The following is a 20690-nucleotide window of genomic DNA, read 5'->3' as shown; positions in this document are numbered from 1 at the left end:
TTGGATAGATCCTGTTTCATGATTAAAACAAAATGAAATTTTAATACTAAATTATGTTTATAACAAGAAAGTGAGGGGATTTTTACTATGGCGGAGCAAAAAAGCAGAAGTAGACATTTGATTGATCCAGAAATTATCAGGGCAGTTGATTTAATACCAACAAACGCACTTACCCAATCTACGCTAATGGAATCACGTAAGAATCAATCACAAATGATGCCACAAATAGATATAACACAGATGTTCCCTGTCACATTTGAAGAAAAGGTTGTGCCAAGTTATTTTGGTGGTCCGGATATTCGAATAGAAATCATTAAACCAACCCAATCAAAGTATTATAGAATGCCCTTATTTTATTCGATCCATGGTGGTGGAATGGTTTTAGGAAGCCCAGCCGTTGATCGTTCAAGCAATGCATCATTAGCTGTACAACATGGTTTTTGTTGTGTATCTGTGTATTATCGCCTGGCACCTGAGCATATTCAGCCAAGTCAACTCGAGGATTGCTATTCAGGGCTAAAATGGTGTATTGAACATGCGGAGGAATTAGGAATAGATACGCAGAAAGTTGCTCTTGCGGGTAGCAGCGCTGGCGGCGGATTGGCAGCTGGATTAGCCCTATACATTCGTGATCAGAAGGAATTCGAAATCCATCATCTTAGACTAATAAGGCCAATGCTAGATGACCGTACGAGTATTGCACCAGAGCATCCCTATGCAGGGGAATTTATTTGGACAAAACAAAGTAATTATTTTGGCTGGAAATCCGTATTAGGGCATGAACTAGGTTTGGAGGAAGTAAGTGAATATTACGTACCTGCACGTGCAAAGTCATTGGCTGGGTTACCACCGACTTATATGAATATAGGTACCATTGATTTATTTATAGACGAAGCCTTAATATTTGCGAAACAACTGATTTTTGATGGTGTTTTAGTGGAATTACATGTTTACCCTGGGTACCATCATTTGTCTTCTATGTTTCCAGATGCACATTTTTCAAAAGAAGATGTCAAGTCAAGAGAACACGCCTTACTGAAAGCACTGAAGTTAATTTGATATTAATGGTGAAAGTGGTTGCTGTTAGAGGAAGTTTAACAACATAGTTATTAAAATAGTAAATGAAAAAAGCACACAGATAATTATGCTGTCCTTTCTAAAATAAAAATAGAGTTTCAGAATTCCGTTTAAATAGACTAAACTAAGAGGAGGGTATTATGTTCAATATATGAGCATATATCCTCTTTTCTTATACATATTAGATTTGTTATACAAATATTGAAAATCATGATAATGATACACGTAGTTATATATAACAGAAGCAACTCCGTTATAAAAAAGCAACCACCTTCTTGTCCTAAAACAATGATAGGAATAGAAGTATCCACTTTCTTGTCTAAAAAGTATCCATTTTCATGTCTTTGTACATTTCTTGTAGAAAGACATGAAAGTCTAAACTAAAATCTTATGAACAATCGTTGATAAATAGCCATTATCATAAATTTTGTAGGTACTTTCATGTCTCAATAACGGGACATAAAACTCTAAACTAATTAAGCAATAATAATACAATGTTTTTGAGAATAAATCATTGTTTAAACGAAAGTATATGTAAACCGTTAATTGTTTATATTTTTTTATCTTAATAATTTAGAAATTCATGTCGTTGTATGGTCATTAATTGAATTTCAACTTATTATTTTCAATGTTCCATTGGGCTTTTTACTACTGCTTTACAATGATAAACTAAAAAAATTTATTCCCACGTTTCTAGTTTCTTTAGGAACAACATTGGAAATTGAATTCATTTAATTAATAAATAATATAACAATATTTGAATTAAGTAATGTTATTCATTCGAAATCGCAGATAGTGCAATTGACGTCAAGTCGTACTAGTATATTGAAACATGATTACCGGGAAGGCAAAAATAGAGTAGCTTCGGCTACTCTATTTTTGTTTTCCACAGGAAATACCAGTGAATCTAGGTGACTTTTCAAAGTAAATACCTGTAGAGAAAGAAAATTTTCGTTTAAGTGTACTTCAAAACCTTAGCTTGATGGACGTGTGACGTGGCCCCTTATAGAGTTCAATGGGTGGAAAAAAGATTTAACTATATACAAACTATAACCGAAGGTTCCTTTATAAATTTTCCTTATAGTGAATTAAAAGAATATATGTTTGCTTATTATGGGGGGAATGCTGGACGTTTAAGGAAGATAAATAAAAAGTATGATCCTTTGAATGTATTTACATTTCCCCAAGGTATTAAGAGCTAAATAACAATATAGCAAATCCCCTACTTTTTCATTTTACAAAAAAGAACCTGCAAACCTGCAGATTCTCCTGATAATGATTTATTTAAGTAAAATAAGAGACCGGCAGGCTGCAAAGCGCTTTTTCAAGAAAGCCTAGCAGTCTTTTTATGTTTTAAAACTTTGTATTACAACAGTTGTTAATAATACATATTGATGTATAGCAATTGAACGGTTGAAAAAAGAAAAAAGCATACCTAGTGGTATGCGACTTAGAAAACAAAAGCACTTGAATAAAATAGTAGAGCAAGATCAGCACTTTATGCTAGGATTAAAATATTTTGAAACATCTACATCCATTCTTTCTGGAGTATAAGCTATACATATAGTTAAAAAGAACAGGTGAATTATGGGATCAGTCTGTCCAAAATCAGAAAGAATTTATCCATTAATTATTTGGACTTGCAGTATAAGATACAATTCCGTTAGGAATCTATGCGCTTGATTCTCTTTTTGCACGAGAATCATCTATATAAGTTCTATGTCACTATAAAATAAAACTATTATCTTTAATAATAATAATGGTAATTTTCACACTAGAAATCTTAGTATTGCGTATTAAAATTCCTCTATTAATATATTTAAAGCTTTTGACTTAATCCTTTCATATTCTAGAGCTCCAAAAAGTTCATCAGCAAGTAAAGGCGATTTTCTAACATATCTTTCGCGAATTACATCATACAATTCGTATGGAAATAACATATCAATAAACATAATTTTCTTCTGCTCAGCTGTTAAAGGAGAAACTGACTCATATGCGTTAATCATAATTTTAAATTGGTTTTCATTCCAAACACCAGTTGTATCTAATAGAGGAATAATCATTTTACGCAAGTCTCGAATAGGTAAATCGTAAGAAACCGTATCTAAATCAATTACCCAAATTTGATTACTTGGGTCTAATAAGGAATTTCCTGTTCCATAATCTTGATGACATAAATTTGGGGATGTTTGTAATTCATCGGTCCATTTAGTATATTCAGATTCCAATAGTCTTTGGTGTGTTTGTTTTGCTTCTAAAATAAACGCATCAATTTCAGCCAAATATACCTGTGAAAATGGATCATCTGGCATAGTTGCGGATAAAGTTTTCCAAATCTCCATCTGTTGAAATCTTTTAATGTAATGATTGGGCCAACGTCCTAGTTTTGTAAATATAGGTATGCCTGGTGGGGGCTTATAGCCAATAGAGGCTACATGGAACTCTGCTAACCCTTTCATAATCATTTCAAGATCTTCTTGCATTGTAAGCTCAAATGGTCTTCCCTCAATCCAATCATAAACAACAAATAAAAATGGACCGTGCTTTGTATACAACTGATTCAATTTGCTTGGGATTATACTCGGAACACGCATGCCTTTGTTGGCTAGATAATCTTGAGCGTGAATGGAAAATAGAGCTTTTTTTTCGGGGCGATGAATTCTCTTTAAGCAAAATGGTCCATCTGCAGTTTGAATTTTCCATACTAAGGCCAGTTGTCCTCCTTGTATTAATTCGATTGTAGTTGCTTGAATATCCCAATGTTGAATCATTGTCGCTGCCAATTCTACTAGTTTTTGTTCCTCTTCGGGCGATAATGTATACACCGCTTCTTCATTGTTATTCTCCACATATATCACCATCCTTTTATACTCTCTTATTACTGTATGGTACATGACCATTTTTGTTCTAGCCATTTGCCTTTAAGAAGAAAAAGTACTATTGACTAATTTTCATAATAAAGGATGAAAAAATGGTCGATAAATCACAAACACAAAGTTTTTTTCGTAACATATGAAGAAGGTTGTATTTTTATGAAACAGGGAGGCGTTTTAATGAAAATAGCAATAATTTCGACTGAAAAGCTACCTGTACCAGCTGTACGAGGTGGAGCTATTCAAATTTATATAGATTCTGTTGCTTCCATTATTGCTTCAAATGGAAAAAATGTGACAGTTATTTCTATAACAGATCCAAATTTGAAACCAGAAGAAAAAAACAAAGGCGTAAGGTATATACGGTTTCCAGAAGAGGAATATCTCCCTTATGTTATTAAACATTTGAAACAGGAAAAATATGATGTAGTTCATTTATGCAATCGTCCAAATTGGATTACAATTTTACGTGAGGCAGCACCACAGACGAAATTCGTGTTAAGTGTGCATAATGAAATGTTTGCATATGAAAAGATAAGTGATGAAGAGGGAGAAGCATGTATTGCAGCTGTTTCAAAAATTGTAACAGTTAGTGATTATATAGGAAAAACAATTACCTCGCGCTTTCAAGCTGCAAAAGCAAAGACGAGAACAGTATATTCTGGTGTAGATGTAAATGAGTACTATCCTTCGTGGACTGTGAATGGAACAAAAGTTAAAAGTTATGTGCAAGAACAGTTGAATTTACAAAATAAAAAAATAGTTTTATTTGTTGGACGCTTGAGTAAAGTAAAAGGTCCTCATATTTTGCTACAAGCTCTTCCTAAAATAATTGAGGAGAATCCAGACATTGTAATGGTTTTTATTGGTTCAAAATGGTTTGGAGATAACAATGTAAATAATTATGTAAAACACTTATATACCTTAGGCGCGATGTTTCCAGAACATGTAGTCTTTATTAAATTTGTTAAGCCAAAGGATATTTCAACACTTTATGCTATGTCAGATATTTTTGTTTGCTCTTCACAGTGGCAAGAGCCCCTTGCTAGGGTGCATTACGAAGCAATGGCAGCAGGTTTACCAATAATTACGAGTAATCGAGGTGGTAATCCTGAAGTAATTGAAGAAGGAAAAAATGGATATATTGTCAATGACTTTGAAAACCCTGATGCATATGCAGAAAAGATAATTAATCTTTTAAATAACGAAAATAAAAGAAAACAGTTAGGGAAATATGGACGTAGTAAGGTTGAAAAAGAATTTAATTGGAACCGAGTTGCTATGGATTTAATGAAAGTGTATGGGGAAATCTTATAAATTTTAAAAAGGGGATGATGAAAGGTGGAAGAAACAACTGGATTAGAGAGTGAACATTTAAAAAAGGTCCTTAGCTTTTATCCATTTGAAATAAGTAATATTTTTTTACAATCAAGCAGAAGTGGGAGAACAATGTGGGAAGTTGAAACAGAAGAAGGGTTAAAAATATTAAAACAAGCACAAATGCACCCCAAAAGGATGCTATTTATTGCTGGAGCCCATTTACATCTCCTTCAAAATGGATTGCCAATTACAAAAATTCATAAAACAAAAAGAGGGGGCTTTTGTATTGGATCTAATGAGTATGCGTATGTACTATATGATAAGCATCAAGGGAAAGAAGTCATTTATTATAATAAAGAACAATTAGAGAAGGTACTAATATATGCAGGTAAATTCCATCAAGCATCGGAAGGATATATTCCGATGAAAGAAAGTAAAATTCGGAGTCGATTAGGAAAATGGCATAAATTATACAGATGGAAATTACAAGAGTTAGAAGGAAACAAAAGAATTGCACTTTCCTTTCCAGATGATGTATTTTCAAGTATGTTTTTAGAGTATGTTGATAAGATGTTAGCACGTGGAAAGAAAGCATTACAAGAACTAAATGATCCATATTATGACCAATGGACAAAAGAAGTTATTGCATCTAATAGTTTTTGTCAGCAAGATTTTACCTTAGCGAGGTTTACAGAAATAGATGATGCTATGTTTATGAAAGAGCTACATTCTATTACAAGTGATTTACCAGTTAGGGACCTACGTATTATTTTAAATAAAGTAATGAAAAAAATGTCAGTTTGGGATACTAATTTAGCTATTCATATGTTGAGTGCATATAATTCGGAAAATTCCTTTTCAGAAAAACAATTTCGTGTTCTTTGGACTGATTTATCGTTTCCGCACTTATTCTGTTCAATTGCACATAAATACTATTTAGGACAAAAGCGTTCGTGGTCTGACGAAAAGTATATTTGGGCATTGCAAAATATTATTGCACTTGAAGATTCTAAGGAAGAATTTTTACAAAATTTTTCTGATATATATCATGAAATCAAGAGCAATAGTGGGGGGAAATAAAATGAGTTCAGAACATGAAGAGATAGTAATCCCTATTTTAGATTTAGAGAAATTTGTGTTTTCTCCACCAGGGCCAATGGGATGGGAATTGTCAGAGTATGAGCAGCAAAAAAATATTGTACTAAATGAATCTTCGGTACTAGAGAATTTAGCGATTATTAAGGAAGTGGAATTAGAGGAGTTACCCAAAATCGGATTGCTAGATTTAGAAGACAAGTCACCACCAAAAACTACAATGATTGATGAAGTACAGGATAAAGAGATTCAAGATGTAATGGAACTGGAAGAACAAAGTGAGGAATTAAATGAGATCGTTTTAACGCAAATAGAAAAGCCAAAAATAAAAGTCACTATTATTACTCCGGATCATCCATTAAAAGGTCCATGGGTATCAAAATTGGTAAATAACGCTAATGAGAACGATTAATGAAACTTCCGCAAATATATTAATCTTTTTATACTCTTTCAACATAGTATATATAAATCTATATGGAAGGAGTTAGGTAAATGGCTGATGTGAAAAGGGCAAAAATAAAACTAGATGTTGAGAATGGCTTTAGTGTTAATCCTGGTGATGATTTACAAGAAGTTCTAAAAGCTCTAGCTGAAGTAATACAATCAGGCACGCATAATGGTGTAGAGGTTGAAATTCAATATTTTGATGAAACAGAAGTTACTTTTACAGACGAAGAAGAGGACGAAGAAGAAGAGGACGAAGAAGACGAAGAAGAGGACGAAGAAGAGGACGAAGAAGAGGACGAAGAAGAGGACGAAGAAGAAGACGAAGAAGAAGACGAAGAAGAGGACGAAGAAGAAGACGAAGAAGAGGACGAAGAAGAGGACGAAGAAGAAGACGAAGAGGACGAAGAAGACGAGGGCGAAGAAGAAGACGCATAAAATAATTGATACTTAAAAACGCTTGGTTTCCCCAAGCGTTTTTTGCTCTCTACATATAATAGGTAAAAATGTGAACTTCTAAATATAGGAAGAGGTTGACCCTAGGTAGGCATTAGCCTATATTTTTATTTTATAGTACAAAAATTTCACAAGGAAACGAGATGCAATCCATATTAATCGATAAGGTATACAAATTTGTATTTGGCCGAATCAAGGATAAAAAATCTTATTTGTGAGAACAATTATTTGTAGTTATTTTGTATTTAGTTGTTTCCTTGCTATATTAAATCATCTTGTTAAAGAAACGGAGAAAAGATTAATGCTGCATTCTTACTCCATTGAGTTTACCCTATAAAAAAACTTTGTAAGGAAAGAAAATTGTATTTATATCAAAAATATTTAATTCTATTTAGCTCTATGTTTAAATTTTGTGGACCTGAATGAAAATGGATAATACCGATAGTTTAAATGATTTGAATTTTGAGAGGGCGTAATAAGTTTTTAGAAGGTTGATTTGCAGATTCTGCGACTTGTTTATATACCTGATCAAGTTTTGTCGCTGTATGTTTAAATGTAAAGTTTTCTTCTACAACCTTTCTTCCGTTTTCAGCAATCCATTGTGCAAATTCTCGTTGGGATAACAAAGCGTGGACAAGTCTGGCAAACTCCATTGGATTATTATACTGTTCTACTAGGCAGCCGTTATATTCATCTGTTATAACTTCAGCATTTCCCCCACGGTTTGTTGTAATAATTGGGATTCCAGCAGCCATTGCTTCATAATGAACACGTGCCAATGGTTCGTTCCATTGTGAGCTACATATAAATATATCCCCCATTAGAAAAATATTATGAATTTGATCTGCAGGAATAAATTTGGTGAAAATTACGTGTTCTTTAATTGGCTTAGCCATTTTATATAGCTTTTTAACATATTTATTTACTCGGTTATCACTAAACCATTTACCACCAACAATTACAAGTACCGTATCCTTATGTGTTTGAATAATTTTCTTCATAGCATGAATGAGTAAGTCAGGTCCTTTATTTTTGCATAATCGGCCAACAAATAGAATCACCTTTTTATCTTGGATACCGTATTTTGTACGAAATGCATTTCTTATCTTTTGTCCTGTTGGTGTCCAGATGGAGGGGGATTGTTTTAAATTTACACCAGAGTAGACAATAGAAATCTTTTCTTCAGCTTGTGGAAATCTTTCAATCACAGTTTGTTTAATATAGTTGCTAACGGTCACAATGGCGGTAACCATTTCAAGAATAAGATTGCCTTCATAAATGGATAGTTTATGCTCAGCAAACATGTCGTTATGAAGACCTAATACAAATTTACTGTGTGGAGAAGCTTGTTTATATATAGGTATATTTTTAGGTCGATTAAAGACATGTATAATATCAAAAGTATTGGCTTGGAGTGTTCTTATAACATGCTGTTCATATTCTTTTTGAGGAAAATACACGTAATTGACATTATCTTGTGTTTTTTGATTTGGAAGACTTGGATCTGAAATTGAGAAAATAGTAAGTTCATAATCTTGACTTATATAGGGGGACACTCCATCAATCATCATTTGAATTGCTCCACCTTTAATTGCCGGAGATGGTAATTTTTCTGTACATATATATGCAATTTTCATAAACTAATCCCCTTTGTATAGTTGTTTTATATAATGAAATTCTGCTTTCAACCCATCGGATAGAGAAACTGTTGGAGAATATTGCAGTAATGTACTAGCCTTAGATATATCTGCCCATGTTTGCTTCGGTTCCCCAGGAACTGATTTTAGGAACTTTTTGCTTGCTGATTTCCCTGATATTTTTTCTAACATAGAAATGATGTCTAAAATGGATGCTTGTTCTTTTCCACCGATATTGATAACTTCACCTACTATATTTTTTTTTGTTTCTAAAGCGGCTACTGTTCCTCGTATACAGTCATCAATATAGGTAAAATCACGTGTTTGTGTTCCATCACCAAATATTGTGAGAGGTTTATCTACTAGCAGTTGTTTAATTAATCTATGAAATGCCATATCAGGACGCTGTCTTGGCCCATAAACTGTGAAATATCTTAAAATAACAATTGGTATATGAAAATTTTTGTGATAAACATGACATAAGTGTTCACCACTTAATTTGGTAACACCGTATGGAGAGAGGGGCGTAGGTAATAAATCTTCAGAAACTGCGCCAGATTTTTCACCATAAACAGAAGATGTTGATATGTGAATAAATTTATCTAATTGTATGTGTTTACAGGCTTCAAGCAACTGCTGTGTAACCATTATATTATTTGAAACATAAGGCTGGAAATCTTTTCCCCAACTTGTTCTCACACCAGGAATAGCAGCTAGATGATAAACAACATCTATATCTTGTAATAGTTTCGGTAAATCTGTATTTAAAATATCTTCTTGTATGAATTGGAAACGCGAATTCAATTTGAGAGATTGTATATTATCTATCTTTAAAGTAGCTGGAGTAGGACCGATGAAATGATCAATTCCAACTACATGATATGCACTATTTTTAAGTAACGCTTGACACAAATGTGAGCCAATGAAACCAGCGGCTCCTGTTACAAGTATTTTCATGACCGACCCACTCCAATATATTGTAATCCGTATTTTTCTATTTCATCTTTTTCAATACAATTGCGTCCATCTACGATTGTGCATCCCTTCATAACTTGTTTGACTTGTTTCCAATTAAGTGTTTTAAATTCATCCCATTCCGTTGCGATAATAATGCAATCAGAATTTGTGATTGAAGATTCTAGGTTACCATGCTGTGTAACTTGTTTTTTTAAATGTGGAGGAAGAAGAGCTTTGGGGTCATAAGCATGTAGATCATAGCCATGAGGAATTAATTTTTCAAGAAGTATTACGGCAAGGGAGCTACGAATATCATCAGTATTTGGCTTAAAGGAAATTCCTAACACCGTTATTTTTTTTGAAAAGGGTTTTTTTATAGCTTTTTGAATTTTTTCAACATAGAGATCTATTTGTGTGGAGTTAATGGATTGTACAGCTTTTAAGATAGGAACTGCTACGTGCCTATCATTTGCTGTATAGATGAGTGAATGTAAATCTTTTGGGAAGCATGATCCTCCATATCCCATTCCCGCCTGAAGAAAATGAGGGTTAATTCGAAAGTCATGGCCAATTCCTTTTGCCACCTCAACAATGTCAATGTTATATGCATCACAAATTCGTGCGATTTCATTTATAAATGATATTTTTGTAGCTAAAAATGCATTGGATGTATATTTAATCATCTCTGCTTCATTTAGACCAGTACAAACGAAAGGAGCACTAATTCCTTTATATATATTCTGCATAATTTTTAACGACTTTGTGTCACCATTTTGGATTCCTATAATAGTTCTATCTGGGTTGAGCATATCACGAACAGCAGAACCTTCACGAAGAAATTCAGGATTAGAAACAATATTGAATAGGGATGATGAAACCCCAGATTTAATAAGCTTTTCACATATTTGTTGATTTGTACCTGGTGGAACTGTACTTTTGGTAATAATAGTTTTATACGATGTTATAGCTGGAACTAGTAGATCGATAACAGAATAGATATAATTTAAATCCGTCTTTCCACTTGATGTGGAAGGAGTCCCTACGGCAATAAAAATAATAGGCGATTGTCGAATAGTACTATCAATATCACAACTGAATTGTAATCGTTTTCGATTTTTGTGAATAAGTTCTTTTAAATCAGGTTCATAAATGGGACATTCTCCCTTTTGGAGAGAGGAAATTTTATCTTGATCTTTATCTACGCATATAACATCATGACCTAAGTCTGCTAATACTGTTGCTGATGTAATACCAACATAACCAGAGCCTATAATACATATTTTCATATGCTAATCACCTTTCTAAACTTAGTACTAGTTGTAACAGTATATTGATGGACAAGTTTGATTGGTGACAAGTAAAAGGGCCTATTCATATAAGCAATGAAAGTAGGCAGAAGGTAAAGGCCTCTTTTGATTTCATTATGCGCAGGTACAAAGGGTACTGAATACATTGTTATAAACAATTGAAGGAGAGAGATTAGTGATTAAAAAAGCAATTATTCCAGCAGCTGGTTACGGCACGAGGAGCCTTCCAATTACAAAGGTAATTCCAAAAGAAATGTTTCCTATAGGTAATAAACCGGCGATTCATTATATTGTTGAAGAGGCTGTGAAGTCAGGTGTTGAGCAAATATTAATTGTACTTTCTAGCAGAAAGGATTTAATAGTTGATTACTTTGATCAATCATTAGAATTGGAAGCTTTTTTGGAAAAAGAGAAAAAATCTCATCTTTTAAAAGAGCTTACTATCCCTAAGATTCAAATTCATTATATAAGACAGTCATATGCGAAAGGACTTGGTGAGGCGATAAAATTAGGTGAAACATTTATTGGTAATGAACCTTTTGCTGTACTCTTACCAGATGATATTGTAGTTTCAGATAAAGAAACCGCTTTAAGCCAGTTAATTAAAATTTATAAAGAGAAGAAAAATAGTGTAATAGGCATTCATAGGGTACCAAATGAATGTGTAGAAAAGTATGGTATTATTGAAGGGAATATTGTAAGAGAAGATTGTATAGATGTTACAAATATTGTTGAAAAACCAAAAGTAAATCCTCCATCTAATCTCGCAGTAATTGGTAGATATGTTTTCACACCGGATATCTTTCCATTATTAAAAAAGCTTCAACCTGGTGTTGGGGGGGAATATCAATTAACAGATGCGATACATTCTTTAATTATGACTAAAAAAGTATATGGAAAAATGATTGAGGGTAAACGATTTGATATTGGACAAGAAGATGAATATATGCAGCTTCTTAACCTTTTATATGCAAAAAATAAAGTAAGTAAGCATTGATTTATGGAAAAAGATTTAACCAATATCCATTTTAGATTAACAAGCAATTCCTGAAGATTTGATAAAACATATGTAAAAGTTAAGGGGAATGAGGAATATTTATGTCGTACCTCTGAGTCAGTAGGGAGTGAGGGGAAAACCGACTTTTACTAATAAAAAAGAAAGAATCATATGACTGCAGCGCTTTTTTTTAGTCTTGCGGTCCTTTCATATTTCTTAGCTTCATGCAATTACAATAGGGCAGAATGCGCACTAACTTATTATAATTGGAAATACAAAAAGAGAAAAGATAACAGACGGCATCTCAATCAGCTAAATAAAATATCTAAATTACAATACGAGTTTCATAAGACTCTTTTTAAGTTTTATATATCCAAAGAGTTGTGCAAGTATAGATAAGGAAAGCATCCATAACGGATGCTTTTTTCTTTGTTATATAAAAATTACACATTAACCGGTTTTAATGGATATATTAGTTATAGTTGGTTAGAATCATCAATATAATGATATTGAACGGTTTCCAACATGTTCCTCTATATTTTTCAAAAGAGAGCACTTATTGGGAGAGTGCTCTCTTTTGTTCTCACTTTTTGGTAAAGACAAGCATATATTGAATTGAAGGACAGGTTTATAGGTTTGTAACTCATTTTAATTTCAATGCTCATTGAAAAATACTTCTCACATTAAGAGAGTCCCTACTGGCGCATGTGCTTTCTTCTTATATTGATTTAGCTCTAAAGAAAATGATTACAGCTTGTATTTATATTAAAAAGTTTTAATTATAAAATATAAAGTGTTCATTTTAACAAAGTAGTTATTTATTAAGCATAAAAATAGGAGTGCCTGATGAGCACTCCATGACCAAATGACAACACCTATAAAAGTATATGAGTGGTTAAACTAAATATGTTTTTATTTTTATATTTTAAACAAAATCCTTTCTAAAAATGAAAGGGCGCCCTGGAGAGTGCTCTTTCACCTAAACAAACATTGAAAAAGAATACACGACATTGTATGCGTATTTCTTTCACTTTGGTGTAGTTTTTAAATAAAACAAGCACTTTTCAAAGCGCTCTTTGATCAAGATTTATATAGAAAAAAAGTGAACATGATATTGTATGTTTCTAATGATGGTGCAACTTTTAAACAAAATCTTTATTTAAATTGAATCAATCCCAAGGTGCGCTCCAAGGGGGTGAGAATCGAGAAGTATTACTATGTTGGAAGTAAAGTTATTGCAATTGTCGATTCCATAATAATAACTATTGGGAATTTTAATGGTATAACTAATTATTGGTTATAAATATATATAATTTTAAAGAAATTTAACAAAAACGATACCTTGTACGTCAAGGTAGTCGGTGCAATTAACTAACGGCTTGATAAAAAAAGAAGCCTTGCATGAAATGTTACAGTGCTTCACTGGGTTGAGTTATGTCATACTCACAATGGGTTTTAACATGGATTTAAGGATAAATAAATTGGGGAATGTGTCCAATTATTCTGTAGCGATTATTTTAAACAAAAACGTTATTTGGTATGTAATTAGAAGAGCACTTAGGAAAGTGCCCTTTTGTAAAGACTATTCAATCTAAAAAGAGAGGATACAATATATCATATGTAGTTATGTTTGTTTAATTGTGTGTCTTTTATATAAAAATTTTATTTTTTCATAAATAAAGTGGAAAAGACCATGTTAAAAGAATGAGCAAAATAGGTCCAAAACTTTCTTCAACTGGAAAGAAGATTATTGATAATGAAAACTATGCTTTTGGACTGAGTGTTGCAAAATGTTTTAACTGTCGGTACTTGGAACATTCAGGAAGTCGGGCGGGTTATCGTTCACACTTCATGCGGTTTCCAAAAGAATATTTGTCTGTTGAAGTCCTAAGTAACTATGATGGATTTGACTCTAAAAAATATGCTAATGAAATATAGGAATATATTTCTAAACTTTATTACTAACAATCGCTTTTGTAATTACAATCTTCAACAGGTTTAATTGCATGGCCTGAGTCATCTGTACACCATGACTGTGACTGGAACGCTAAAAAGACAGCTTCCCATTTATCAGTATCTTTATAATGGAAAAGTACTTCACCATCTTGCCAAATGCCGTCATCTTTTTTAAAACTTCCTACATTTCCTTGGTTCATGTGGACATCATGAATTCCAGGAGGGATTTCTTCACCATATGCATAAATATCAACTTTTGGATTATTTTCAGATGTTTTCATGTAATTTAAAAATTTATCTTGCAAATCGTTATCCTCACAAGGTGCAGTTACTGGAAGTGGAACTAATTTACAACGGTCAAGTAAATTACCTCGAATATAATCAAGCGCAATTTCTCTATTATTACTAGTAATGTTTGTGAAGCCGTAATTTAAGTTAGGTAGGTTTGTAATTTGCTCAGAATGAAAATTTTTACCTGCATAATACAATAACTCTGATGGTCTTTCTTTTGATTTGACATTAATAATAATTTCGTATTCACGGTTATTATTATCTGAGATATTAACTGTAAAATGAGGTGTGCTATCCTTATTGTCAGGAGGGGTATATCCTACAACTTGACCTTTTAAAACTCCATAATTTTTTAACGGTATTGCTAACAGCTCCTAAAAATTTATTTAAACAGAATATAGTATTATCTGTGTTTTGTTTTTTATTCTAAAGTTATATTAATAAAATGGGAGGAAATATTTTTTCTATTAAGAAATTATAATCAATTTATGGTTTTCACTTTTCAATATCAGCGGCTAGTAGTAAGCTGCATGAATATTTTCTAATGACTATTACAGGAATATCAATTACAACAGCAACTGGATTTATCCCCGTTTTGCATGGAGCTTGTATATCAGAAAACGTAACAAGTCTTTTTGGAGGTACTTCTTTGGTTTGGGCATGGTAGAGTGGATGTATTCAATGCGGTGAACGAAGCTTTATAAAGTAAATAATGTTTGTAAAATATCCTTTTAATAAGTAGTGGTACAAAAAGTGGTAGAAAAAAATAGATTTGCTGCTATAAGTAGAAGATAGAGTGAATGGTAAAAATTTAGGTGCGATGCTGAAAAAAACTATAAGATTTTAGTTTTATTATTAACATCAAGTCAGGAATAAAGTGAGTGTTTATAGTTAGTTGAATAATTAAAATCTACCCCAAAAATGACTCTTTTTTTAAGAACGTTTTTAATTTATTCATTATAATTTTATAATAGGATATATAATTATAAAACTTAAATAATTGCTATATAATAATATCTGTTTCTGGTTTGTTACAGCTTTCTATAAAGGCGGGGGCAAATAACTTATAAACTTCCATTACATGTTGAATTCCTCTTTAAGGTAATAAAGATATATTAAAATTTAATTATATAATAATAGATGAATTGAAAAAGTATGAAGACGCTAACTTATTTTAAGTATTTTTAAAATTTAGATCTTGATAATCTCAAAGTATATAAATTGTTAATGAATTTATTAAATAAATTGTATAAACTTCAAACATAAAGAACAAATTAATAGAGATGTTATAAACTACTATCACGAAAGGGTGTAAATTATGCATACAAAACGTTGTTCGCATAAGAAATGTCAATGCTTTATTGTTCCAACCTATATTCTGGAGAATTTAGCACAAAACGATATAGAAGCCGCACGAATCAGTTTAGCAAAAAGTCGCCAAATTCGAAAACGTAGAAGCTTGAAAGAATATGATATTAATGGGGTTGTCGCTTTAACTGATGCAGGAGCAGGACCTAAAGGTGAATCTGCACGCCATGTATATGATTGTAATGGTGGAAGAGACCTTCGAGTTAAAGAGGTTAGAAAAGAAGGCGATAGATCAATTGGGGATAACGCGGTTAACCATGCGTATGATTATGCTGGTATAGTACGTGATTATTACAAAAATGTGTTCCACCGTAATTCTATTGATGACAATGGTCTTGATCTCATTTTGAATGTTCATTTTGGTCATAACTATCAAAATGCTTTTTGGGACGGGGATGAAATGGTGTTTGGTGATGGGGATGGAACTATTTTTACTAGTTTTACAAATTCACTTGATGTTATAGGGCACGAACTAACACATGGAATTACTCAATTTACTAATGGATTAGAATATGATGGACAATCTGGAGCTTTGAATGAGCATATTTCGGACGTGTTCGGAATTGCAATTAAGCAATCTTATTTAAAGCAAACGGCAAAAGATGCGGATTGGTTAATTGGTGCTGATATAATGGGACCAACATTAAAAGGACAAGCTCTTCGTTCAATGAAAGCACCTGGCACTGCATTTGACAATAAACTAATGGGTAAGGATATGCAACCAGATCATATGAAAAATTATTATCAAGGATCTCAGGATAACCACGGTGTTCATATAAATAGTGGTATACCAAATAAAGTGTTTTATCTTGTATCTATGGAAATTGGAACAGATAAAGCAGCTTTAATATGGTATAATACAATGCACAACTTATTTGCAACTACTAATTTCAATCAATTTGCTCAAATTGTAACTAAAGCAGCACAAAAACTTGTAGATAGTGGCGAAGTTCCGCAAACAGCTGCAAAAACAGTAGAATCAGCTTTTAAATCGGTTGGTTTACCTTCTTAATCAGATTCTGTATCATGAAGGGAGGGGCTAATATGCATATTAAATTTAGTTGTACCGGGGGTCTTGCTAACCTCCACTTAACCTTTCAGACGGATACGACGGATTTACCAGAGGAACAAGCTAAGGAATTAATTAATTTAATTCAACAATCTAATCTTTTACATCTTAAACCTAGTGAAGTAAATGGGGCTACTATCCAAGGAGTGGATGCTTTTTCTTATGAGTTGGGAATAACAGACGATGAGAAGAATGTATCCTTTTCAGTAAACGATTTGACAGCTCCAAAAGATATGCTCCCCGTTTTAGATTATTTACGCAATTTAGCTATTAAAGAAAAGATGGAAAAATAATAAAAAAAACCAAATTCTCAATTAGAATTTGGTTTTTTTTATTATTAACAACATCTATGTATTTTTAAAATTTATCTGCTAAGCATACGTGGTGAAAAATCGTGTTATTATGTATTTTTTACATGGTAAAATAAAGGTGGAATCGAATAATACACCTTATTTAAATGTCGTAATAAAAGTCCAGCAAAATAAAATTACTGAACTTTTATTCTTTATTCTTTCCTATTCTTCCTAAACTATCTTTAATAGTTGTTTCCCCAAGTTGAGTATATAACAATGCTGTATCTTGACTAGTATGTCCAAGTTGCTGCATCACTTGTAAAGAGTCTTTCTCCTCCATGTATAACTTATTTGCCAATGTATGTCTTAATTTATGAGGAGACATTCTTTTTCCATAGGCCTTAGTATATTTTTCTACTATATCTTGGATGGCCCTAACTGATAGAGGTTGTGCAGTATGTTTATACTTCGATAAAAACACATTTTTTAATTCTTTTCCTGGAGCATATTTGTTATCTCTGATTTCTATATACTTTTCAAGATCATTCAATGCAATTGGGGTAATCCATACAGAATCTTCTTTGTTTCCTTTTCGGATTACATCAATTAGTCTTTCTTTTAAGTTTATATCTTCTATACGTAGATCGGCTAATTCGCTTACTCGAATACCACTACCAAGAAAGAGGGAGAGGATAGCTACATCACGATCTTTATCTCTTAGGAAATAGAACAACTGATGTTTTGTTAAAGATTTTTCATGTTCATATTTAACGTAATTCAAAAATTCTTGATCGTCATCATTATGGAATATTTTAGATCTCATACGTTTTGCACGAGCATTTAATGTTTCTTTATCTTTATGTATTTCTATTTTAGCCATTACATTTCTATAAAAATAACATTCTCCATCTTCATTCTCTGATAGGGAGGTAAGGTACTTAAATAAAGATTTTAAGGCCGAAATTTTTCTGTTAACAGAGGAATTTTGCATGTTTTGTTGTAGTTTTAGAAATCTAATGAAGTTCTCAACATCTTTTTTCTTTAAATTCTCCAAATCAGAGAAAGATATGTCTTTAATAGGCTTTAATTCAATAATTTGTTCAGATAATAGCCAGTTAAAGAAGACTCTAAAATCATATACATAATTCAGTAGGGTGGAGGGAGAGGCATCATGCAATTCTTTGTACTCCACAAATTCTTCTATGTAAAAGGGCATTTCATTTAGATTCTCGTATAATTTTTTACGATGTACGGATTTTTGACGTTGCTTGCTGTAATCCATAAAAATCACCTCATATATACTATAACAGAAAAACGATACGAACACAAGTTCGCGTTAAATTCAATTTTTACACAAACTTATTTACATAATTAAATTATGAAACACTAAAATATATTCAAAATTGAAAGGTATAGTGTAGTTAGTCAAATATAAATTATAGCTAACTAAGTGATAAATTTGTATAAGACCATAAAAATTAGTGTAAAAACTACATATAAATGTATGTAAAATAAAACAATTTACATATATAAATTCATACAAAAAATCAATAAATGAAAACAGCTTAAAATTCGTTATCTAACATGAATTGGCTAATTTAATCATGATTATGAGGGGTTAATTAGATCAATATAAGAAAAAATCCTATATAATAAAAGATAATTTACTATAAAAATTTTTAACGAATAGTTCAGTATTTACTGATTTCCATATAAAACATAAATTATATAGACACATACCAATATATAGAGATTCATGCTATTGAGCTCGAAATCCCTAAATACTGTATTAGATTTATATTTATCCATCTTATTGTTCGTAAAATTGGTATTTCGTGCGAAGTTGTTAATGATTATTTTTTCACGCTTTTATAAAGGCATCATATACCCTACCTTTCATCAGTATAAATATCTTTTAGTTTCTGGTCCGTTCAGCTATACATATTAATATTATAAACGATTGCTTATAGAACATATCTAATATATAACATTTTAATGCGAAACAGTTTACTTTAACTCCTTAAGACTAAATAGATGGTGTATTTTACAAAATTTAATTGTTGTGATGTCGAAATAGAGCATTTCCTTTAATTCTTTTCATTATAGCCGGTTTAGCTAAGCATTCTGCTAAATATTATTTAAATGCAAATTTCAAAATGTAACTACTAAATTTCTCTTTCCATCTCAATGATATAAGTATTCTTTTCGTTTTGAGATTTATTCACTTGTTTTTTATAAATCCCTATTAGATATGTTATGTAAACAGCTATATAAAGTGATTTATTGTAAATCCCTTTATATAGCTGTTTTTCAAGTCACATTTCCCCCTACTTTACCAATCGGTGTAACCACATTCTGTGTACTTTCTGCTTCATGTAAGTGCAAATCCGTACATCAGCATTCGCACTCATCATGATAATACGATGAAGATTTAATTCCTCAAATCCAAATGTAATCAGCAACCTTGCAACTCCCGTTGCAACTCCCTTTCCCCAATAATCTGGATTTATGTTATACCCTATTTCTCCCTCCCTATTAGTAAAATCTCGAATCATAATCGCACCTGCCCCTACCACTCTTTCGTACTCCAATTCAACCAATGCAAAAGAAAATCGACTTCTCAGGACCTTACTTGCATCTTGAAGAACTTGGTTTACAAATTCTTTTGTTTCCGTTTCCGAATTATGGCCCCATGCTTGGTATCGGTACACAATGGACTGTGATGTGTATATATGTATATCCTTCCAATCATTTTCTTCGATTTCTCGTAGTTTGAATCTATTATGTATTATGTTATGAACCATCCAATTCCCTCCATTCACTTATGCCCTTTATCACACTAAATTTCATCATAGTATTCCATTAACTTAGCTTAATTACAACATGAAAAAATCTTAAATCCACTGATACTATTTATCTAGTAAAAGAGAATCAGTACATATAACCTTTGTACTTTTCTTCAAACATCTTACTCGAAATTGATCCTACATATTCGAATGTTCCATACCAGAAAATAAGTTCTTGTAGAGATTTGTCAAACACTGTACACTGAATATGTGCCGTCTTTGCCCTTCTCTTTTTAGAGGAGGTGACAATAGAACGTGGAGAATACTAGAACCACCCGTAAACGTTCAGAGAGAGAAAAGAAACGTAAGCGTCTTTTTTCTTTTGGCACAATCGTTACAGCATTCAGTTTCCTTAGAAATATACATTACTTTTTCACCAAAAGTGAAATAGGTAAGGGTATAACTGAATATGTAAGACATCTTCTTAAATAAAAAAGTGCCGCTATAAGTAGCGACACTAAGACCAGTTTGTAGTTATGATTGGGTTCCAAGGTGAAGTACTGACCATACTTTCATTGCACACGACCAATGCAGTATCATTTTGAAGTGCAAAGACGTTGAAACCCAGATTACTACTCTATATAGTATTGCGACATGCAGTGCTTTTATTCCTGTCTGCGTACGAAAAAAGCCTTGGTGACCAAACCAAGACTTTTCAAGAAGCTTACGACCTATCAATAGAACGAGAATCAGAACCACCCGAC

15 protein-coding genes and 3 pseudogenes are annotated in these 20690 nt (G+C 32.2%); 11 read left to right on the top strand and 7 right to left on the bottom strand.

Going from position 1 to position 20690, the window contains the following annotated elements:
- Window positions 1-87 precede the first annotated feature (87 nt).
- From HFD78_RS26255 to HFD78_RS29705, 3 genes and pseudogenes are all read left to right on the top strand, one after another.
- Entirely contained in the window at window positions 88-1059 is a 972-nt protein-coding gene (locus HFD78_RS26255) for an alpha/beta hydrolase fold domain-containing protein (RefSeq protein ID WP_000840476.1), read from the top strand.
- A gap of 1031 nt (window positions 1060-2090) precedes the next feature.
- Window positions 2091-2279 (top strand): annotated as a pseudogene (locus HFD78_RS29865) (BBE domain-containing protein); the annotation flags it as partial.
- Window positions 2280-2349: 70 nt separating this feature from the next.
- A pseudogene (locus tag HFD78_RS29705) lies at window positions 2350-2707 on the top strand (DDE-type integrase/transposase/recombinase); the annotation flags it as partial.
- A gap of 166 nt (window positions 2708-2873) precedes the next feature.
- On the opposite strand, the gene HFD78_RS26245 reads toward HFD78_RS29705, so the two are convergent.
- The gene (locus tag HFD78_RS26245) at window positions 2874-3977 is read right to left on the bottom strand and encodes a CotS family spore coat protein (RefSeq protein WP_033668124.1); all 1104 of its coding nucleotides are present in this window, start codon (window positions 3975-3977) and stop codon (window positions 2874-2876) included.
- 153 nt (window positions 3978-4130) lie between these two features.
- Between HFD78_RS26245 and HFD78_RS26240 the strand changes: the two genes are divergently transcribed.
- From HFD78_RS26240 to HFD78_RS26225, 4 genes are all read left to right on the top strand, one after another.
- Window positions 4131-5267 carry a glycosyltransferase family 4 protein gene (locus HFD78_RS26240; RefSeq protein WP_000684273.1) on the top strand — a complete coding sequence of 379 codons (1137 nt, stop codon included), beginning with the start codon at window positions 4131-4133 and terminating at the stop codon, window positions 5265-5267.
- 24 nt (window positions 5268-5291) lie between these two features.
- Window positions 5292-6350: a spore coat putative kinase CotS gene (gene cotS / locus HFD78_RS26235; RefSeq protein ID WP_000393189.1), complete on the top strand. Its 1059-nt coding sequence runs from the start codon at window positions 5292-5294 to the stop codon at window positions 6348-6350.
- Window position 6351: 1 nt separating this feature from the next.
- Window positions 6352-6777 (top strand): hypothetical protein, encoded by a 426-nt coding sequence (locus tag HFD78_RS26230; RefSeq protein ID WP_000093546.1) that lies wholly within the window; start codon window positions 6352-6354, stop codon window positions 6775-6777.
- Window positions 6778-6857: 80 nt separating this feature from the next.
- Window positions 6858-7247 carry a hypothetical protein gene (locus HFD78_RS26225; RefSeq protein ID WP_191968129.1) on the top strand — a complete coding sequence of 130 codons (390 nt, stop codon included), beginning with the start codon at window positions 6858-6860 and terminating at the stop codon, window positions 7245-7247.
- A gap of 464 nt (window positions 7248-7711) precedes the next feature.
- Here HFD78_RS26225 and HFD78_RS26220 read toward each other — a convergent pair whose 3' ends face one another.
- Genes HFD78_RS26220 through HFD78_RS26210 form a run of 3 tightly spaced genes read right to left on the bottom strand, consistent with a single transcriptional unit; the run spans window position 7712 to window position 11145 of the window.
- Window positions 7712-8902 carry a glycosyltransferase family 4 protein gene (locus HFD78_RS26220; protein WP_000686381.1) on the bottom strand — a complete coding sequence of 397 codons (1191 nt, stop codon included), beginning with the start codon at window positions 8900-8902 and terminating at the stop codon, window positions 7712-7714.
- 3 nt (window positions 8903-8905) lie between these two features.
- Entirely contained in the window at window positions 8906-9859 is a 954-nt protein-coding gene (locus HFD78_RS26215; RefSeq protein WP_000699348.1) for an NAD-dependent epimerase/dehydratase family protein, read from the bottom strand.
- The gene (locus HFD78_RS26210) at window positions 9856-11145 is read right to left on the bottom strand and encodes a UDP-glucose dehydrogenase family protein (RefSeq protein ID WP_098219050.1); all 1290 of its coding nucleotides are present in this window, start codon (window positions 11143-11145) and stop codon (window positions 9856-9858) included. Before HFD78_RS26210 ends, HFD78_RS26215 begins: the two co-directional genes overlap by 4 nt.
- Window positions 11146-11341: 196 nt before the next feature.
- On the opposite strand from HFD78_RS26210, the gene galU reads away from it, so the two are divergent.
- Together galU and HFD78_RS29700 are read left to right on the top strand one after the other, a co-directional pair.
- The gene (gene galU / locus HFD78_RS26205) at window positions 11342-12163 is read left to right on the top strand and encodes a UTP--glucose-1-phosphate uridylyltransferase GalU (protein WP_000591179.1); all 822 of its coding nucleotides are present in this window, start codon (window positions 11342-11344) and stop codon (window positions 12161-12163) included.
- 1683 nt (window positions 12164-13846) lie between these two features.
- A pseudogene (locus tag HFD78_RS29700) lies at window positions 13847-14101 on the top strand (hypothetical protein); the annotation flags it as partial.
- Window positions 14102-14124: 23 nt separating this feature from the next.
- Here the strand turns inward: HFD78_RS29700 and HFD78_RS26200 are convergent.
- A complete protein-coding gene (locus HFD78_RS26200; protein WP_033668192.1) occupies window positions 14125-14772 on the bottom strand; it encodes a YukJ family protein in 648 nt (215 codons plus the stop codon).
- Between the two features lie 956 nt (window positions 14773-15728).
- On the opposite strand from HFD78_RS26200, the gene HFD78_RS26195 reads away from it, so the two are divergent.
- Complete coding sequence (locus tag HFD78_RS26195; protein WP_000556976.1) at window positions 15729-16790, top strand: M4 family metallopeptidase; 1062 nt, start codon at window positions 15729-15731, stop codon at window positions 16788-16790.
- A gap of 32 nt (window positions 16791-16822) precedes the next feature.
- The gene (locus tag HFD78_RS26190; protein ID WP_098219043.1) at window positions 16823-17140 is read left to right on the top strand and encodes a protealysin inhibitor emfourin; all 318 of its coding nucleotides are present in this window, start codon (window positions 16823-16825) and stop codon (window positions 17138-17140) included.
- Between the two features lie 205 nt (window positions 17141-17345).
- Here the strand turns inward: HFD78_RS26190 and xerS are convergent, their stop codons facing one another.
- A complete protein-coding gene (xerS, locus tag HFD78_RS26185; RefSeq protein ID WP_000386606.1) occupies window positions 17346-18422 on the bottom strand; it encodes a tyrosine recombinase XerS in 1077 nt (358 codons plus the stop codon).
- Window positions 18423-19467: 1045 nt separating this feature from the next.
- Window positions 19468-19944, bottom strand: a complete 477-nt coding sequence (locus HFD78_RS26180) for a GNAT family N-acetyltransferase (RefSeq protein ID WP_000233521.1) — start codon at window positions 19942-19944, stop codon at window positions 19468-19470.
- Window positions 19945-20690 lie beyond the last annotated feature (746 nt).

The sequence above is a fragment of the Bacillus sp. EKM501B genome, assembly GCF_011800505.1.
In the GTDB taxonomy this organism is placed as follows: Bacteria; Bacillota; Bacilli; order Bacillales; family Bacillaceae_G; genus Bacillus_A; species Bacillus_A cereus.
This window is presented reverse-complemented; position numbering and strand designations above follow the sequence as displayed.

What these genes read in the sequence shown, in the direction of transcription:
- HFD78_RS26255 (WP_000840476.1), top strand. Translation starts at nt 88, where the DNA reads ATGGCGGAGCAAAAAAGCAGAAGTAGACATTTGATTGATCCAGAAATT.
- HFD78_RS26245 (WP_033668124.1), bottom strand. Translation starts at nt 3,977, where the DNA reads ATGGTCATGTACCATACAGTAATAAGAGAGTATAAAAGGATGGTGATA.
- HFD78_RS26240 (WP_000684273.1), top strand. Translation starts at nt 4,131, where the DNA reads ATGAAAATAGCAATAATTTCGACTGAAAAGCTACCTGTACCAGCTGTA.
- HFD78_RS26230 (WP_000093546.1), top strand. Translation starts at nt 6,352, where the DNA reads ATGAGTTCAGAACATGAAGAGATAGTAATCCCTATTTTAGATTTAGAG.
- HFD78_RS26225 (WP_191968129.1), top strand. Translation starts at nt 6,858, where the DNA reads ATGGCTGATGTGAAAAGGGCAAAAATAAAACTAGATGTTGAGAATGGC.
- HFD78_RS26220 (WP_000686381.1), bottom strand. Translation starts at nt 8,902, where the DNA reads ATGAAAATTGCATATATATGTACAGAAAAATTACCATCTCCGGCAATT.
- HFD78_RS26215 (WP_000699348.1), bottom strand. Translation starts at nt 9,859, where the DNA reads ATGAAAATACTTGTAACAGGAGCCGCTGGTTTCATTGGCTCACATTTG.
- HFD78_RS26210 (WP_098219050.1), bottom strand. Translation starts at nt 11,145, where the DNA reads ATGAAAATATGTATTATAGGCTCTGGTTATGTTGGTATTACATCAGCA.
- HFD78_RS26195 (WP_000556976.1), top strand. Translation starts at nt 15,729, where the DNA reads ATGCATACAAAACGTTGTTCGCATAAGAAATGTCAATGCTTTATTGTT.
- HFD78_RS26190 (WP_098219043.1), top strand. Translation starts at nt 16,823, where the DNA reads ATGCATATTAAATTTAGTTGTACCGGGGGTCTTGCTAACCTCCACTTA.
- xerS (WP_000386606.1), bottom strand. Translation starts at nt 18,422, where the DNA reads ATGGATTACAGCAAGCAACGTCAAAAATCCGTACATCGTAAAAAATTA.
- HFD78_RS26180 (WP_000233521.1), bottom strand. Translation starts at nt 19,944, where the DNA reads ATGGTTCATAACATAATACATAATAGATTCAAACTACGAGAAATCGAA.